This window comes from Nocardia speluncae NBRC 108251 (assembly GCF_001613245.1).
GTDB classification, from domain to species: Bacteria; Actinomycetota; Actinomycetes; order Mycobacteriales; family Mycobacteriaceae; genus Nocardia; species Nocardia speluncae.
This window is the reverse complement of sequence record NZ_BDBZ01000012.1, coordinates 118,324-134,811: the sequence shown is the minus strand read 5'-3', so window position 1 is coordinate 134,811 and position 16,488 is coordinate 118,324. Positions and strand designations below refer to the sequence as shown.

General features: G+C 66.9%; 19 protein-coding genes. 8 read left to right on the top strand and 11 right to left on the bottom strand.

Translation table 11 applies throughout. The annotated features are described in order from the left end of the window. The gene (locus tag NS6_RS13875) at window positions 1–642 is read left to right on the top strand and encodes a Type 1 glutamine amidotransferase-like domain-containing protein (protein WP_068041441.1); all 642 of its coding nucleotides are present in this window, start codon (window positions 1–3) and stop codon (window positions 640–642) included. 138 nt (window positions 643–780) lie between these two features. On the opposite strand, the gene NS6_RS13870 is transcribed toward NS6_RS13875, so the two are convergent. Beyond that, complete coding sequence (locus NS6_RS13870; protein ID WP_068041438.1) at window positions 781–1,254, bottom strand: GtrA family protein; 474 nt, start codon at window positions 1,252–1,254, stop codon at window positions 781–783. A 227-nt stretch (window positions 1,255–1,481) separates the two neighbouring features. Between NS6_RS13870 and NS6_RS13865 the strand changes: the two genes are divergently transcribed. The 3 genes from NS6_RS13865 (at window position 1,482) to NS6_RS13855 (ending at window position 4,515) form a co-directional block, all read left to right on the top strand. Next, a complete protein-coding gene (locus tag NS6_RS13865) occupies window positions 1,482–2,510 on the top strand; it encodes an NAD(P)/FAD-dependent oxidoreductase (protein WP_084471044.1) in 1,029 nt (342 codons plus the stop codon). Between the two features lie 248 nt (window positions 2,511–2,758). Beyond that, the gene (locus tag NS6_RS13860) at window positions 2,759–4,117 is read left to right on the top strand and encodes an FAD-binding oxidoreductase (RefSeq protein ID WP_068041435.1); all 1,359 of its coding nucleotides are present in this window, start codon (window positions 2,759–2,761) and stop codon (window positions 4,115–4,117) included. A gap of 92 nt (window positions 4,118–4,209) precedes the next feature. Continuing rightward, complete coding sequence (locus NS6_RS13855) at window positions 4,210–4,515, top strand: GNAT family N-acetyltransferase (protein ID WP_068041657.1); 306 nt, start codon at window positions 4,210–4,212, stop codon at window positions 4,513–4,515. 38 nt (window positions 4,516–4,553) lie between these two features. Here the strand turns inward: NS6_RS13855 and cutA are convergent, their stop codons facing one another. After that, the gene (gene cutA, locus NS6_RS13850) at window positions 4,554–4,877 is read right to left on the bottom strand and encodes a divalent-cation tolerance protein CutA (RefSeq protein WP_068041654.1); all 324 of its coding nucleotides are present in this window, start codon (window positions 4,875–4,877) and stop codon (window positions 4,554–4,556) included. Between the two features lie 640 nt (window positions 4,878–5,517). Further along, complete coding sequence (locus NS6_RS13845; protein ID WP_068041432.1) at window positions 5,518–6,336, bottom strand: sigma factor-like helix-turn-helix DNA-binding protein; 819 nt, start codon at window positions 6,334–6,336, stop codon at window positions 5,518–5,520. Window positions 6,337–6,526: 190 nt separating this feature from the next. On the opposite strand from NS6_RS13845, the gene NS6_RS34705 reads away from it, so the two are divergent. Then, the gene (locus NS6_RS34705) at window positions 6,527–6,793 is read left to right on the top strand and encodes a hypothetical protein (protein ID WP_157112751.1); all 267 of its coding nucleotides are present in this window, start codon (window positions 6,527–6,529) and stop codon (window positions 6,791–6,793) included. A 492-nt stretch (window positions 6,794–7,285) separates the two neighbouring features. Here the strand turns inward: NS6_RS34705 and NS6_RS13835 are convergent, their stop codons facing one another. Further along, window positions 7,286–7,687: a VOC family protein gene (locus NS6_RS13835; RefSeq protein ID WP_068041426.1), complete on the bottom strand. Its 402-nt coding sequence runs from the start codon at window positions 7,685–7,687 to the stop codon at window positions 7,286–7,288. Window positions 7,688–7,776: 89 nt separating this feature from the next. On the opposite strand from NS6_RS13835, the gene NS6_RS13830 reads away from it, so the two are divergent. Next, window positions 7,777–8,367 carry a TetR/AcrR family transcriptional regulator gene (locus tag NS6_RS13830; protein WP_068041422.1) on the top strand — a complete coding sequence of 197 codons (591 nt, stop codon included), beginning with the start codon at window positions 7,777–7,779 and terminating at the stop codon, window positions 8,365–8,367. A gap of 173 nt (window positions 8,368–8,540) precedes the next feature. Here the strand turns inward: NS6_RS13830 and NS6_RS13825 are convergent, their stop codons facing one another. The 4 genes from NS6_RS13825 to NS6_RS13810 all read right to left on the bottom strand — a co-directional run bounded on the left by NS6_RS13825 (window position 8,541) and on the right by NS6_RS13810 (window position 11,712). Further along, entirely contained in the window at window positions 8,541–8,930 is a 390-nt protein-coding gene (locus tag NS6_RS13825) for an Imm7 family immunity protein (RefSeq protein WP_068041651.1), read from the bottom strand. A 256-nt stretch (window positions 8,931–9,186) separates the two neighbouring features. After that, the gene (locus tag NS6_RS13820) at window positions 9,187–10,347 is read right to left on the bottom strand and encodes an acyl-CoA dehydrogenase (protein ID WP_068041419.1); all 1,161 of its coding nucleotides are present in this window, start codon (window positions 10,345–10,347) and stop codon (window positions 9,187–9,189) included. Window positions 10,348–10,461: 114 nt separating this feature from the next. Further along, complete coding sequence (locus tag NS6_RS13815; protein WP_068041417.1) at window positions 10,462–11,166, bottom strand: TetR family transcriptional regulator; 705 nt, start codon at window positions 11,164–11,166, stop codon at window positions 10,462–10,464. Between the two features lie 120 nt (window positions 11,167–11,286). Beyond that, a complete protein-coding gene (locus tag NS6_RS13810) occupies window positions 11,287–11,712 on the bottom strand; it encodes a MerR family transcriptional regulator (RefSeq protein ID WP_068041414.1) in 426 nt (141 codons plus the stop codon). A 48-nt stretch (window positions 11,713–11,760) separates the two neighbouring features. Between NS6_RS13810 and NS6_RS13805 the strand changes: the two genes are divergently transcribed. Continuing rightward, window positions 11,761–12,642, top strand: coding sequence for an SDR family oxidoreductase (locus tag NS6_RS13805; RefSeq protein WP_068041412.1), 882 nt, complete (start codon window positions 11,761–11,763; stop codon window positions 12,640–12,642). Window positions 12,643–12,781: 139 nt separating this feature from the next. Here NS6_RS13805 and purE read toward each other — a convergent pair whose 3' ends face one another. Then, the gene (gene purE, locus NS6_RS13800; RefSeq protein WP_245669326.1) at window positions 12,782–13,309 is read right to left on the bottom strand and encodes a 5-(carboxyamino)imidazole ribonucleotide mutase; all 528 of its coding nucleotides are present in this window, start codon (window positions 13,307–13,309) and stop codon (window positions 12,782–12,784) included. Next, entirely contained in the window at window positions 13,302–14,474 is a 1,173-nt protein-coding gene (locus NS6_RS13795) for a 5-(carboxyamino)imidazole ribonucleotide synthase (RefSeq protein ID WP_084471031.1), read from the bottom strand. Before NS6_RS13795 ends, purE begins: the two co-directional genes overlap by 8 nt. Before the next feature lie 87 nt (window positions 14,475–14,561). Between NS6_RS13795 and NS6_RS13790 the strand changes: the two genes are divergently transcribed. After that, window positions 14,562–15,113 carry a GtrA family protein gene (locus NS6_RS13790; RefSeq protein WP_068041406.1) on the top strand — a complete coding sequence of 184 codons (552 nt, stop codon included), beginning with the start codon at window positions 14,562–14,564 and terminating at the stop codon, window positions 15,111–15,113. 63 nt (window positions 15,114–15,176) lie between these two features. On the opposite strand, the gene NS6_RS13785 is transcribed toward NS6_RS13790, so the two are convergent. Continuing rightward, the gene (locus NS6_RS13785; RefSeq protein WP_068041403.1) at window positions 15,177–16,487 is read right to left on the bottom strand and encodes a sensor histidine kinase; all 1,311 of its coding nucleotides are present in this window, start codon (window positions 16,485–16,487) and stop codon (window positions 15,177–15,179) included. Window position 16,488: the final 1 nt, after the last annotated feature.

Below are 16,488 nucleotides of genomic sequence, written 5' to 3'. Positions count from 1 at the left end.
ATGCGACTCTTCCTGGCCAGTTACCGTTTCGGCGAACACTACGACGTGTTCGCCGAACTCGCCGGCACCCCGGGGCCGATCGCGGTGATCGCCAATGCCTGCGATTCCTGGCCCGGCGCACGCGCGGCGGCGGTGACCAGCGAACTGGTACCACTGCGAAACCGGGGCTTCGCCCCGCACGAGGTGGATCTGCGCGAATACATCGGTCGCCCGGCCGAATTGCGCCGGACCCTGTCCCGGTTCCCGGTACTGTGGGTGCGCGGCGGTAACACCTTCGTGCTCCGTGCCCAGTTCGCCCGCAGCGGCGCGGACACTGTGATCCCGGAACTGCTCGCCGCGGATTCGTTGCTGTACGCGGGTTACAGCGCGGGCGCCTGTCTGCTCGGGCCGCACCTGCACGGACTGGAAACCTCCGACGATCCGAGGGAAGTGGCGCCGACCTGCGGTATCGAGCCGATCTGGGAGGGGCTCGGATTGATCGACCGGCCGATCGTCGCGCACCTCGACTCCCCCACCGACCCCGAGGAGACAGGCAAGGGGCTCGCTGCCCGTTTCCGCGCCGACGGCACCCCGCACTGGGCGCTCACCGATGCCGATGTCGTCGTCCGCATCGGCAACGAAATACGCTGCTACACAGTCTGACCAGTCCCGATGGGTCGCCCTGATCCGCCCGGCCCGCCGAGTACGCGACAGTGCCGACCACCCACAACACAGGTTTCCGCCGCGGACGAAACGCGAACCTCCCCAATTCGGTATCCCGCCAGGTGGCTACCCCCGGGATCAGCTGCGTCGAAACACAATCCAGCGCATGGCGGAGTACATGTACACGGCTTCGCACGCACCCGCCAGCAGTCGCGAGAGGTGGTACTGCACACCCAGCGCCGCGAGACCGGCCCCCACTCCCAGGATGAACGCCAGGTAGTTGATCACCACTACGACGGTGTAGATCACCGCTTGCCGCCGGGCCGGTGCGTGGGACCGGAAGTTCAGGGTGCGATTGAGGTAGAACGCCAACGCGAAAGCGCAGACGTAGCCCACCGTCACCGACAACCAGCCCGGGAGGCCGAGTCCGCTGCGCATACCGGTCAGGATCAGCAGATCGACGCCGAAGGTGAAGCTGTTGATCAACGCGAAGCCGAGGAAGGTCGGCGGGATGATCCGGTCCAGCCCCCAGGGCAGCCGCGCAACCACCGCCGCACACCACCGGGCGAACCGGCTCGCCCCCGTTTCCGCTTTCGTCGCCGGCCCCTGCACGCGGCCAGCGTCGCAGGGGCAGGTGACGGGGAGGTGAGCGTGTGGCAAACCACGGGCTCAGATCGTGCCGGAGGCTCCGCCGAACACTCGGCCGCGCCGAGACCCGCGACACTCTCCCCCGGACCGAGTCGAGTTCTCGATGGCATTCGACCCTGACTCAACTCTTGTCATTTTGGCAAATTTACTTGCCGATATGGTCGACGTTCTGGATAGTCGGTGCGCAGGAGGTGGTCGAGGTGACCGAGCAACTGGCGAACGATTCGCTGAACAACGACTACGACGTGGTGGTGGCCGGTGGCGGCGCGGCCGGACTGAACGGAGCATTGATGCTGGCGCGCTCCCGGCGCACAGTAGCGGTGATCGACTCGGGCGCGCCCCGCAACGCCCCTGCCGACGGAGTCCACGGATTACTGGCCCGCGACGGGATGCCGCCCGCGGAACTGCTGGCGCGCGGCCGGGCGGAAGTACGCAGCTACGGCGGGCATGTGGTGTCCGGGGAGATCATCCGGGCCACACGAACAGAACACGGCTTCACGATCGGCCTCGCCGACGGACGCAGCGTCCGGGCCCGGCGACTGCTGGTCACCACGGGTCTGACCGACGAACTCCCGGACATCGCCGGACTCCGCGAACGCTGGGGCCGTGATGTCGTGCACTGCCCGTACTGCCACGGCTGGGAGGTCCGCGACCGCGCGATCGGCCTGCTGGCCACCGGTCCGATGGCGATGCACCAGGTCCAATTGTTCCGCCAGCTCAGCGGCGATGTCGTCTTCTTCACCCACGATGGCCCCGAGCCCACTGCCGAAGACACCGAACGGCTGGCGGCACGGGGTATCCGCGTGGTGACCGGCAAAGTCATCGCCGTCGAGACAGCCGGCGACGGAATCACCGGACTGCGCCTCGCCGACGGAACGGTCGTCGCCCGGGATGTGGTCGCCGTCGGAACACGGATGGTCGCGCGCGCCGGTTTCCTGAACGATCTGGGTCTGCCCGCGATCGAGCACCCCACCGGGGCCGGCCGCTACATTCCGGCCGACCCGACCGGCCGTACCGAGGTGCCCGGAGTATGGGCAGCAGGCAATGTCACCGATATTTCCGCACAGGTCGGCGCCGCCGCCGCAGCAGGCGCAATGGCCGGGGCTCAGATCAACGCGGACCTGGTCGAGGAGGAGATTCGCACGGCAGTGGCCGCCCGCACTCAGGGTGTCGACGAGCCTGCGGACGCCCGGCTCGCGGACAGCGGTTCCGGCCACTGAATCCGGTGCCCGGCCGGCCCTGCAAAACGGTGACGGTGGTCGCGGGTTACACCATCGAGCGGATGCTCGGGCGAGGTGCTGTGGGCGTAGCGCACCTCGCCCGGCGACCTCGGCCCACTCCGGACGACCGTGGCACCCGGCCGCCGACTGCGGCCGAGAATCGCCGGTGCGGATACGGGATGCCGACTGCCTCGTCCGGTCGCGGCGAAGGCTGCCGCGGCCCCCGTTGGGGCGCTACCGTTGGCAGCGTGGACCTGCGCGCATTGACCGACCGGCTGCCGGCCGGTGCCGTGATCACCGACCCCGATATCGTCGCCGGGTACCGGCAGGACCGGGCCCTGGACCCGAGCGCCGGTACACCGGTCGCCGTGGTCCGGGCGACCGGGACCGCGGATGTGCGCGAAACCCTGCGCTGGGCCGATGAGCATCGGGTTCCGGTGGTGCCACGCGGCGCCGGCTCGGGTCTGTCGGGTGGGGCGACCGCGCTCGACGGCGGGATCGTGCTGAGCACGGAGCGAATGCGCGATATCCGGATCGACCCGGTCACCCGGACCGCCGTGGTCCAGCCCGGACTCCTCAACGCCGAAGTGAAACGGGCGGCGGCGGAGCACGAGCTGTGGTATCCGCCGGACCCTTCCTCATTCGAAATCTGTTCCATCGGCGGTAACGCCGCCACCAACGCGGGCGGACTGTGCTGCGTGAAATACGGTGTGACCACCGACTACATCCTCGGCATGGAAGTAGTGCTGGCCGACGGGGCCGTGGTGCGGCTGGGCGGGCCACGGTTGAAGGATTCGGCCGGACTGTCGCTGACCAAAATGTTCGTCGGCAGTGAGGGCACCCTGGGCGTGATCACCGAACTCACCTTGCGCCTGCTGCCCGCCCAACCCGCGCAATGCACCGTTGTCGCCTCGTTCGCGACGCTCACCGCCGCCACCGAGGCCATTCTCGCCATCACCGGCGCCCTGCGGCCCGCCATGCTGGAATTCATGGATTCCGTCGCGATCAATGCGGTGGAGGACGAGATGCGGATGGGATTGGATCGCGGTGCCGCGGCGCTGCTGGTCGCCCGGTCCGATGCTCCCGGCGAGCATGCCGCTCAGGAGGCCCGGGTGATGCTGGACGCGTGCCGGGCCGCGGGCGCAACCGAGGTTTTCGATACCGCCGACGCCGAAGAGGGCGAGGCTTTCACCGCGGCCCGCCGTTTCGCTATCCCGGCGGTCGAGCGGATCGGCCGGCTGCTGCTCGAGGATGTCGGGGTACCGCTACCCCGGCTCGGTGATCTGGTCACCGGTGTCGCCGCGATCGCCCAGCGCAACGACGTCACGGTCTCGGTGATCGCGCACGCGGGTGACGGCAACACCCACCCGCTGATCGTCCATAATCCTGACGACCCCGACGAAACCGAGCGTGCCCACCGCGCGTTCGGCGAGATCATGGACCTGGCCATCACCCTCGGTGGCACCATCACCGGTGAGCACGGAGTCGGGCGTTTGAAGAAAGCCTGGCTACCCGATCAACTCGGCCCCGATGTGATGGCGCTGACGCGCCGGATCAAGGATGCACTCGACCCGCACGGCATCCTCAACCCGGGCGCTGTCCTCTGAGAAACGCCCGGATGGCGCAGCGACCGCCCGGCGCACGCGGCCGGGCCGCCGCGGTCCGGAACAACGCGGTGCGGGCGGCCGTTCCAACAAAGGTGAGCACCGAACTCCGACACAATGCGGCAGATACCCGTTTCGAGATCTATCTCGACGGCTCCCTGGCCGGCTATGCCGACTACGCGGAAACCGAGAGCCCGAAGGTCCGCAATTTCCACCACACGATCACCTTCCCGGAGTTCCGGGGCCACGGGGTGGCCGCGCAGGTGGTGAAGTACGCGCTCGACGAGAGCCGGTCGGCAGGCCGGTCGGTCACCGCCACCTGCTGGTACGTGGACGAATACATCGGAAAACACCCGGAGTACGCCGATCTCGTCCACCGCGCAGGCGGCACCGGCCGATAGATCCGCTCCGGCACGGCCGGGTGCGCGGCGACAGCTGATCAGCTGGTCTCGGTCAGTATCCATTCCCCATACGCGGGGTTCACGCCGCTCACCGCCACCGCAATGACCTGCGGCACCTCGTCGGGGTGCTCGGAATTGGCGCGTTCGATGATCGCGTCGACATGCGATGCCCGGGTGTGCAGCACCACCACGGCTTCCGACGCATCCTCCACCTCCCCTTCCCACCGGTAGATGGACCGGACCTCCGGGTGGATGTTCCCGCACGCCGCCAACCGGTCGGTTACCAGCTGCCGGGTGAACTCCGCCAGCCATTCTTCGTCGGGTCCGCTGATGGTGACGTCCACAAGATCGCTATCGCTCACGATGTCCATGATCCACCAGCGCAGCGGGTCCCGCGCGGCCAGCCCACCGTTGACTGCGGCATTCCGCCGGCGCCGGCACCCCGAATCCGTTACCAGCGAAAACAGCCTGGCACCAGCGATTTACGGGCCGTTCGAGCGTTGATGTACTGTGAGCCCACCTCATTCCGAGGGGCGGAGGACCAGGTCCTCACTCCGCGCCCAGGAAGGAGGTGGTGGGGATGGCGAAACATCGCCGGAAAAAGTGTGAGGCCCCGGTCGACTACGGCATCTGCTTCGGTATAGCTGCCGTGATCGCCGGGGCGCTCGTACTGGTCCGCTGGTGGCGGGCCTGATAATAACCCGCCTGGTGGGGCGCCGTAGGCGCGGCGTCCCACCGCCAACATCACTCACGTGACTGCCCCAGAATACACGGCTCACCGCGCATTCTCCCGTGACGCGATTCCTGACGTATCCGCAGCCGCGATAGTGGACCGAATCCATCGCCGGATCAGCGTGCGCCGTCCCGGCCGGATGCACCAGTTACTCCGCGCCACGCGGGCGCAGTACGGGCGCGACGACCGGTCCCGTTCCCGGCCGACGATCGGCCACCGCGACCACACGAGCAGCATCAGAGACCAGGCGAGCCGCGAAGCGCTTTCGATCAATCTCTGGTTGTGAACGGCCCCGCGACCGCGCGACTGTCGGTGATCGCCCGATCGGCATCGATATCACTTTCGACGATCGCACTGACCGATCGCACCGCCGGTTCGTAGAGCGCGGACACCTCGCTGTCCAGCCAATGCGCAACCCCGTGCGATCCGGCGCTGGTCACGCCCGCGATCTGGACGATGACGCGACCGTCCTCCTCGTGGCGGCCGAGGAAGCCGATATCGACTCCCGACCCTCCCGCTGCCGGGGAGCTGTACCGGCGCCCGGTGGCCTTGTCGACGAGACACCATTCACCGTCGGCCTTTTCGAGACTCAACGCCTCGTCGGCGGCGAGTAGTTCCTGCGCCACCGGAGCAGATCCGGGGTCGCAGATCACCACTGTGTCCCCGGCCGGCACCTCCTCGGCATCAGGGGCGATCTCGTATCGCGACGAGGCGAGAGACAAGCGGGCCAGGAGTTTTTCGACGAGTTGCCGGGCAGCTCGGTCGCTCGCGTCGAAGTCGGTGGCGCCCGTCTCGGTATCTCGCCGGGGAATCCCGACCGCTACCGGCCCGACTCCGAAGAAGGCCCGTTCGGCCGGTGGCGCACCCGATTTGATCTGACTGATCCGCCCCTTTGTGATCCCGAGCAGTTCCGCGATCTCGGTGTAGCTCAACCCTTTTCGATGGGCCTCTTCGATCGCTTCTTTGCGCAGGCGCGCCAGTTCGGCGGCTCGCTGCTGGTAGAGCGTGATCAGTTCGGTCGCCCGCCGCCCGCGCCGTATCGGATCGGGCTCGGAACGGACTTGCTCGAACTCGCTTGTGCCACCCACGCCCTGAGTCTAGAGATACCGACTTGACCGCATCAGCCGGTCGACGTAACATCTCGGTTTACCCCCCATAAACGTTCCGCGATCCACCCTGATCCATCGGTTTAGTAAGCATAAACCACGGCATGATCGCCCGTACACCGATGCGCGGTATGCGGGTTCCGGCGAATCCATGAACATACGAGGTCACCCGATGAACCATGATCGTCCCCGCTTGCCCTCGAGAGCCCCGGCCAACCGCGCCATCGCGGCGACACTGCGACTGTGGCGCTTCGGTGAATGCACCGACCCGGCGACCCTGGCCCGCATCGCGGCCGGGTTACGCGCACTGCCCGGCCATCCGCAACGCACGGATTCCGGCAAGAGCACCGGGAACCACGCAATAGGCAGCAGCACAGGTCGTTTACCCGAACCACCCGCCAACCCCCAGCACCCACCGACCGCACAGGACAACCGATGACACAATTGGATGCCCCAGCCTGCCACTGCGAGAACGAACCATGGATTCACCGCGCAATGCTGCGCACGACAGCCACTCCCGGCCGCTTCCGGTGCCCGGAAACACTGCACTGCCTGCACGGCACCACTGTCGAAAACGGGCGGATCGCCGACCACTGGAGGAGCGTGCCCGGTGAATGCCCCTGGGCCGGCACGAAAGTCACCGAGTACCACCGGTGCGCCTGCGGACGGGGTCCGTGGATCAAGCTCCGCCACCTTCGCCTCTTCACCCGCAAAAACCTGACCGGGCCGGTCATTTCCCTCGTCTGCCCGGGCCTGTGCCCCGGACCCCACATTCCTGTCCACGATCACCACATCTGCGACCACGCGCGTGACAATCACACCCGCTGCCCGTGGTCGGGCACCAGAATCGCCCCGGTGGGCATCGCCCCACCACTGTTCGTCTCAGATCCGCTCTCCGGCTGAACCGTTCGAGTGCGTACGAAACGGACGACTACGCATACTCACCGGCGGGCGGTATCTCGGTGATGACATCCACAAGGACCCCATCGGGCGCGGCCAGAATGAAATGCCGTTGACCGAAATCCTCCGAACAGATGTCGAGTTCGGGCGACAGCCCACCCTGCACCACGAGCCGCTCCCACTCGGCATCGACATCGTCGACCTCGAAGTTCAGCAGTAGCCCCTGAACCGGCTTGCGGTACCCCGCGGGGACGGTCGTATGCGTCGGGTCGAGCAGGGCCAGTTCGTAAGAACGCTCACCTGCTATGCGTCGCAGGCTGACATACCAGTCCGCTTCGAAAACGATCTCGAAGCCGAACCAGCGGGTGTAGAAATCGCGTGCCGCCGCAATCCGGGTCGTGCCGAGTACGGGATAGAAGCTGTTGAGTGTCATTTTTCCTCCGCGCCTGGTTCAGTTCACATACCATCAGTATGTGAACTAAACTAGGTCGCATACCGTCGGTATGTCAATGAAAGGCCGTGATGGCAGGTTCACTTCGAATCCAGCAGCGCGAGGAAACACGCCGCACCCTGCTCCGCGAGAGCAGGCGGCTCTTCGCCGACAACGGCTACGCCGGCGTGAGCATTACCGATATCGTCACCGCGGCCGGTGTCACCAAAGGCGCCCTCTACCATCAGTTCGCCGGCAAACCGGAGGTGTTCCGCGCGGTCCTCGAAAACGTTCAGTCCGAGGTCGCCGAGCGGGTCGCCGCGGCGGCAGATGCCCAACCCGGCCCGTGGGATCAGCTCGTCGCCGGATGCGAAGCCTTCCTCACCGCCGGCGCCACCCCGGAGATCCAGCGGATCATGCTGATCGACGGCCCCGCCGTCCTGGGCTGGCAGGAGTGGCGCGCGATGGACGAAGCCACTTCCGCCCGCCACCTCGCCGACGCATTGACATCGCTGATCACCGAGGGCATCATCGCGCCGCAGCCGGTCCAGCCGCTGACGCATCTACTGTCCGGAGCCATGAACGAGGCAGCCCTCTGGCTCGCCTCCGGCACCGAGCCCGGTGCCCTCACCGATACCCTCACCGCACTTCGCCGCATCCTGGACGCGCTCCGGATCCGGTAGCCCGTCAGTGCATCGAGCGCTGCTCCGCGGCAAAAGTAACATCAGCACGGCGAGTGATCCACCGGCCCGGTCGCCCGCCGCGTGAGAGCCGCCGGTCAGCAGGGCTACGCGGCCGCAGGTCCGCGCAGGAGCCTCGAGTCACTGTGTATCCGCCGTGAGTACGTCGATCCGAGCTACAGGTAGGGATCCTCGAGTGTCGGTATGACCGGGGAGAGCAGGGGCTCGATGTGCTCTGTCACCGTGCCGCGCACCAGTCGATATACGCGAAAGTCTGTGGCGAACATGTCTTCGTCGTCGTGAACGTGGAGCAGGCCGTACGAGCCCGGCGCAAGTCCACCGATCCTGCGAAAAAGCTCGATCACCTTGATGCCCCAGGCTCCTGCGTGATTGGGTTTCCCTCCCATGTGAAGGAAGTACTCCCCGTTCATCGCCTGAAGATCCATGAGCGCATACCCGGACACTTCGGCCACTACGGCCCGGATTTCATCCAGGCGAAGCGGAGGCTCGTCCTCAACAGCCGCCGCTGTCGAACGCAATGAGATCCAGCCGTGGTACTCGAACACCACGAGATCGTATCGGCCGCTCGGGCCGAGACTTCACGGATTCCGGTTCCGGGTACTGCTGCGGCGTAACCACAGCAGGTCAAGACGGTTCGCCCGTCCGCTCGCCGCATCACCTCGGGTCGAGGTCCTCGATCCACTCTGCTGTGCGACCGCATCGACGGCGAGCCGGTGACAGCGGATCTGCTCGTCACTGACGGCCCGGCGGCGGCCTGAGCGTGAATCCCAAGCCGCCGACCGTGCATCGGAATTCCGGGAATTACCCCTTGAGCAGGGCGCGGGACATGACCACCCGCTGGATCTGGTTGGTACCCTCGTAGATCTGGGTGATCTTGGCGTCACGCATCATCCGCTCCACCGGGAAATCGGTGGTGTAACCGGCGCCGCCGAACAGCTGGACCGCGTTGGTGGTGACTTCCATCGCCACATCCGAGGCGAAGCATTTGGCGGCCGCCGAGATGAAGCCCAGGTTCTTCTCACCACGTTCGGCGCGGGCGGCGGAGGTGTAGACCATCAACCGCGCGGCTTCGATCTTCATTGCCATATCGGCAAGCATGAACTGCGTGTTCTGGAAGTCGGCGATCGCTGTGCCGAACTGTTTGCGGTCCTTGGTGTACGCCAGAGCCGCGTCCAGGGCGCCCTGCGCCAGGCCGACGGCCTGCGCGCCGATGGTGGGGCGGGTGTGGTCGAGGGTTTGCAGGGCGGTTTTGAAACCGGTGCCGGGTGCGCCGACGATGCGGTCACCGGGGATCCGGCAGTTCTCGAAGTACAGTTCGGCAGTGGGGGAACCCTTGATACCGAGTTTGTGTTCGAGGGGGCCGACCACGAAACCCTCGTCGTCGGCGTGCACCAGGAACGCCGAGATACCGCTGGCACCCTTGTCCGGGTCGGTCACGGCCATCACCGTGTACCAGGACGACTTGCCGCCATTGGTGATCCAGCATTTGGACCCGTTGAGGATCCAGTCGTCACCCTCCTGCCGGGCGCGGGTGCGCATTCCGGCGGCATCCGAACCGGCTTCCCGCTCGGACAATGCGTAGGAGGCCATCTCGCCGTTGACGATATCCGGCAGCACCTTCTGCTTGAGCTCCTCGGAACCGTTCAGGATCATGCCCATGGTGCCGAGCTTGTTCACGGCCGGGATCAGCGAGGACGAGCCGCAGACCCGGGCGACTTCCTCGATGACGATGCAGGTCGCGACGGAATCGGCGCCTTGGCCGCCGTAGGCCTCCGGGACGTGAACAGCGTTGAAGCCCGCGGCATTGAGTGCCGCCAGCGCCTCGTCGGGGAAGCGCGCATGCTCGTCGACGTCCTTGGCGTGCGGTGCGATCTCCTTCTCACACAGGGCGCGGATGGCAGACCGCAGCTCGTCGTGGAAATCCTCCAGCTTGAACAGATCGAAATCCGGGTTTCCCGCCATTGGGTTCACTCCTGTTTGCCGGTGCGGTGCCACTCGTCGGCACTCGGTGTCAGATCCCTTGCCACTATACCGCCTGCAAATCGCTACTTGCCGAGCAAGCCATGGCACCCAGTGTCAATCACTGGCGGTTTCCGCCGGACGACCGAGGCGTTGCTGCAACAGTTCGGCAATGTGCCGGGCCGGCAGATCACGCCGGAACACCGCGAGCACCAATTCCTCCTCGCCGGCCGGGCGCTGTTCACCCCGGGGAATCGTACTCAACTCGGCCCGCAGATCCGCGGGTCCGGCGGCCGACTCCCCGCGGACCATCCGGCGCAGCAGATAGTTGTGGGTAGCGGTCACGGCGGCCGTGAACTGCACACGCGCCAGATCCGAGGAATCGGGCAGCCGCTCCCGCAGATAGTCGGTGAACAGCCGCTCGTAACGGAACACCGTCACGATCTCGCGGTCACGCAGCGCCGGTACCCGGCGCACCACGTGGTAGCGGCGCTCGGCGATATCGCGCCAGCGGGTGAACCGCTCGAAAACCTGCACCGTCGCCTCACATACCGCCTCCCACGGATCGCCCTGGGCCTGCTGCAGGAATTCCTGCGCCGCGCCCAGCTGGGCTTCGTGATCGGCGAAGATCACGTCCTCCTTGGACCGGAACTGGCGGAAGAAGGTACGCCGCGAGATGCCGGCCGCTTCGGCGATCTCGTCGACCGAGGTCGCCTCGTAACCCTGGTCCGCGAACAGGCGTAGCGCCTCGTCGACCACGCCGAGCCGGAAACGTACCAACTCGCCCCCGCCGGACCGGCGGACGGTTTCCTCGTTTTCCATACGCCAACCGTATAGAGCGCTGCCCCGGGGCCGTGGAGTTGCCGATCTCCGAACGCCGGGCCTCGCCCGCCCCAGCGGCTGCCGGGGCTGTCACGTACTAGCTGTTGCGGGGCATGACGTTCATGACGGTGGCGCGGCCACTGTCGGGGCTGTCGATCCCAGCGGGAGTGCGGCCCCAGCGCCGCGGACGAAGGTCGCGCAGTCCGGACAGTCGTCCAGGTATCGATGCCGACACTCAACGGTGTGTTGAAGGAAGGTGATTGCCTGCTGTCTGTGGACGACTTCATTTTCGAGCGCTGCGATCTTCGCCTTCACGACGGCTTGTGCCGCCGACTTTGTCGGTGCCATCGCGGCAGCGACCTCGGGCAATGAGAGCCCGACGCGTCGCAGTTTCAGCACGGTATGTGCCTGTTCCAGCGTGCTGTCGTCATAGATGCGGTAGCCGTTGCCAGCGCGACGCACGGTGAGGGCACCAACGTTTTCCCAGTGCCGCAGCACGTGAGCCTCAACGCCGAGCTCTGCGGCGACTTCGCCGATGGTCTTCATCACACACGCCTTGCCTTCATGTCGACCTGAACCCATAGCGTCACGATCATGCCTGACACCACCAACCCCACGAGCTCCCCGTACCGTCCATCGATACTGGTCACCGGTGCGACTGGCAACCTCGGCCGAGAGATTGTCGACCGTCTCCAAGCGCACGGCGCGCGCGTACGCTGCCTTGTGCGCGATCAGGCCGATGCGCGCCCAGGAGTCGAATCGGTGGTCGGCGACCTCAGGGAGGCCGGTGCCGTGCGCGACGCGCTCGTGGACATCGACGCGGTATTTCTGATCTGGCCACTGCTCGATTCCGCCCCTGCCCACGACCTGATCACAGAACTCACCACGGCGGCGCCGCGTGTCGTCTACCTGTCCTCGACAGCCATAGACGACGGAGCCGCTCGTCAGAGTGATCCCATCGTTCAAGTGCACGCGGATATGGAAGCCCTGCTCCACGATGCCGGTCTGCGACCCGTGGTGCTGCGTAGCGACACGCTGGCCTCCAACGCGCGTGGCTGGGTGCAACAGCTGCGGGCGGGCGATGTCGTCTCAGGCCCGGAGACGGCACGCACAGCCGTCGTCGACGAGCGTGATGTCGCTGATGCTGCCGTAACCGTATTGCTCGCACCCGACGATCACCTGAACCACGGCCCACACGTGTTGACCGGACCCGAGCTACTCAGCCGCGCCGACCAGATCGCTCACCTCGGTGCCGCACTCCGACGCGATCTGCGATTCCAGGCGCTTCCCGCTGACCTCGCGCGATCACGGATGCTCGCCGACGGTCGTCCCGAGCCACTGGTGGAGGCGCTTATCGCCGCCTCGGTGTGGCGGCCGGAGTCCAATCGCGTCACCGATCATGTTGAGCGCCTCGCCGGCCGTCCGGCCGGCACCTTCGCGAGGTGGGCCATCGACCACGCGGCCGAGTTCAACTGACGAGAACAGGCGAAGGCCACAGGCCGAGGAGTCTGCCGCCAGCCTCACGCTTCCGGGCAGGTGTCACCAACGTCCAGCCCTCGTACAACTAGCGGCGCCCCAGCGACACCACTCCGGGAGCCCGGCAGCGCGGCCGATCTCAGCCCAGCAAACGCGTGCGCAGCGCCTCATCCTTCTCCAGGACCATGGCCTCGAGACCGGCCTGGAACTGTTCCATCCGTTCCCGCAGCGCGGGATCGGCGGCGCCGAGAACGCGCGCGGCGAGCAGACCCGCGTTGCGGGCACCCCCGATGGACACGGTGGCCACCGGAACCCCGGCGGGCATCTGGACGATCGACAGCAGCGAATCCATACCGTCGAGATATTTCAGCGGCACGGGGACACCGATCACCGGGAGCGGAGTCGCCGAGGCGACCATGCCGGGCAGGTGGGCGGCGCCGCCGGCACCCGCGATGAGGACCTTCAGGCCACGGCCCGCGGCGTCGCGCGCGTAGTCGAGCATGCGCTGCGGAGTGCGGTGCGCGGACACCACGCCGACCTCGAACCGGATCCCGAACTCCGCCAGCGCCTCGGCCGCGGCCTCCATGGTGGGCCAGTCCGAATCACTACCCATGATCAGCCCGACCGCGGGAGAACCCGGGGTACTGCCTGCCACCACGTCACTCATGCGGATCCCATCCATCGGTCCATACCGCGTGCGACATCCAGTGCGCCGCCCGCTCGGCTCGTTCCCGCACCGCGGCTACCTCGTCGCCCAGCACGTTCACATGCCCGATCTTGCGATCCGGGCGTTCACCCTTGCCGTACAGGTGCACCTTTGCGTCCGGCATCCGCGCGAACAGATGGTGCAACCGCTCATCCATCGACATCTCCGGCGCCTCGGGCGCACCGAGAATATTCGCCATCACGGTCACCGGGGCCAGTGGGCCGGTGTCACCGAGCGGATAGTCCAGTACGGCGCGCAGATGCTGTTCGAACTGCCCGGTGCGGGCGCCGTCCATCCCCCAGTGCCCGGAGTTGTGCGGGCGCATGGCCAGTTCGTTGATCAGAATCTCGCCGGATTCGGTCTCGAACAGTTCGACCGCCATCGCCCCGACCACACCGAGATCACGGGCCAGCCGCAATGCGAGTTCTTCGGCCTCGGCGGCCAGTTCCTCGGACAGGTCCGGGGCCGGTGCGATCACCACGGCGCATTGTCCGTGCCGCTGCACTGTTTCCACCACGGGCCAGGTGGCCGCCTGACCGTAGGGCGAGCGGGCCACCATCGCCGACAGTTCCCGCTTCAGCGCGACCCGGACCTCCGCCATCAAGGCCACTCCGGCACCGAGCTGCTCGGTGACGATCTTCGCCGCCGCGCCGGCGTCGGCGGGCATCCACACGCCCCGCCCGTCGTATCCGCCGCGGACCGCCTTGAGCACAATGGGCCACCCGTGTTCGTCGCCGAAGCGGATCGCACCGGCCTCGGTCTCGACCACGGTGAACGGCGGGACCGGCAGGCCACGCGCGGACAGTTCGGTGCGCATGGCCAGTTTGTCCTGGGCGTAGCGCAGTGCCTGCGGCGGCGGCCGCACGGCGACCCCCTCGGCTACCAGCGCCTCGAGGTGTTCGGTGGGTACGTGTTCGTGGTCGAAGGTCAGTGCGTGCGAACCGGTGGCGGCGCGGCGCAGGGCGTCCAGATCGGTATGGCTACCCAGTACGACATCGGGGCTGACCTGGGCGGCCGGATCGTCGGGCCGCTCGGCGAGTACCCGAAGCCGCTGCCCCAACGCGATGGCCGCCTGATGCGTCATCCGCGCCAGCTGGCCACCGCCGACCATGGTGACGGTCGGCATCGCCGCGGGATCGAATCTACGAGCATTCACGTCGGTAAATACTGTCACGTCCTGCGCGAACAGTGTCTAGCGGTATGCTCTGGCCTTGTGTCAATCGTCGACGACGTGGTCCGCGTCCTTCCGCAGCCCCTGCAGGATATTGCGTTCCGGAATCGTGAGCTGATCAAGTTCGCGATCGTCGGTGCCACCACGTTCGTCATCGACAGCGGGATCTTCTATGCCCTGAAGTGGACCGTTCTGGAGGAGAAGCCGGTTACGGCCAAGATCATCGCCGGGGTTATCGCGGTGATCGCCTCCTACATCCTCAACCGCGAATGGTCGTTCAAAAACCGTGGCGGCCGGGAACGCCATCACGAGGCGTTGCTGTTCTTCGCGGTCAGCGGCGTCGGCGTCGTGCTCAGCATGCTCCCGCTCTACATCTCCCGCTACGCCTTCCAGCTGCACCAGCCCACGGTCAGCTTCATGGTGGAGAACATCGCCGATTTCGTCAGCGCCTACATCATCGGCAACCTGTTGCAGATGGCATTCCGGTTCTGGGCGATGCGGCGCTGGGTCTTCCCGGACGAAGTCGATCAGATGCTGGAAGATCTCGAGGAATACGTGGAAGAGGAGCACCACCGGCGACCACTCGGCCGCTGACCTCTCGGCTCCGCCTGGGCACCGCCCGGTCTGCGGCGCTCGCCCGGGTATCCGCGAGTGCCCTCAGCGGGGTTCACCGACCCGCCGGCCGTCTGTCCGCGCCGCCAGCGGTTTACCGAGAAACACCGCGAACAGCGCGGGTCGGCGCCGCTGTAACTCCAGCCGACCCCCATCGGCCTCGATCAAGGCCCGCGCCAGCGCCAGCCCCACACCTGTGGACCCGGCCCCGGAGAAACCGCGATCGAAGATATGCGGCGCCAGTTCGTCGCTGACTCCGTCCCCCTCGTCGGCCACCTGGACACACACCAGCGGATCGCGATCCCGGCCCGGCCGGACGGTGTGCACCGAGACGGTGCAGGTCCCGCCGCCGTGCATCAACGCATTGTCGACCAACACTGTCACCGCCTCCCGCAACCGCGAACCGGTGATCGGGGCGCGTAGCGATTCGTCGCCGGTCAGCGACAGCGTGCGGCCGGCTTCCTGGAATGGATGGGTCCACTCGGCGGCGATACCGCGTAATTCGTCCATCACCGGAACCGGGTCGCGATCGGTGGCGTCCTCGTACCGGGACGCTCGGACCAGATCGTCGATGGCCTCGGTCAGCCGGTCGACCTGCGCCATGGCTTCCTCGGCCTCGTGCACCACCGCCGGATCGGAATGCGTGGACAGTTCGTCGAGACGCAGCCGCACCGCGGTGAGCCGGCTGCGCAATTGATGCGACACATCGGCCACCAGCGCATGCTCGCGCTGCAACCGGCCGGCGATCTCGACGGTGGCCGAATCCAGCACATCGGAGACCCGGTCCAGTTCCGCGATACCGTGCCGGCGCGGGTCCGCACGGAAATCGCCCATGGTGAGCCTGGCGGCCCGGGCGGCCACATCGCGGATCGGGTCGGCGACGCGCCGCGCGGTGACAATAGCGACGGTGATCGCCGCACCGAGGGACAGCGCCACGGCCAGCCCCACGCCGGCCACTGCCTGCCGCTGCCGGGCCTTCATCGGCGTGGCGGGAACTTCGAGGCGTAAGGACCCGTCGGTGGCCATCGACAGCGATTCCACCAGCGGGTCGTCGACGGCGACCGCACCGATCTCTACCTTCGCGGCGTTGTCCTCCGGCGACGGATACACGATCGTCAGACGGCCGCCCTCCGGGACGAGTGGCGCGACGGTGCGCAGGTCCAGGCCGCCGCGCACCACACCGGTGCCGCGTTCCTGCCCGATGACCTCGGTGGAGATCTGTTCCAGCCGGCCGCGCAGATCGTTGCGGGTGATGTCCTCGACCCACAGCCAGGCGGTGTAGGTGAGTGGAATCCCGAGTACCACGGTGGTCAGCATCAGCACGGTCAGCATCGACCGCTGGATCCGGCGCCGCACG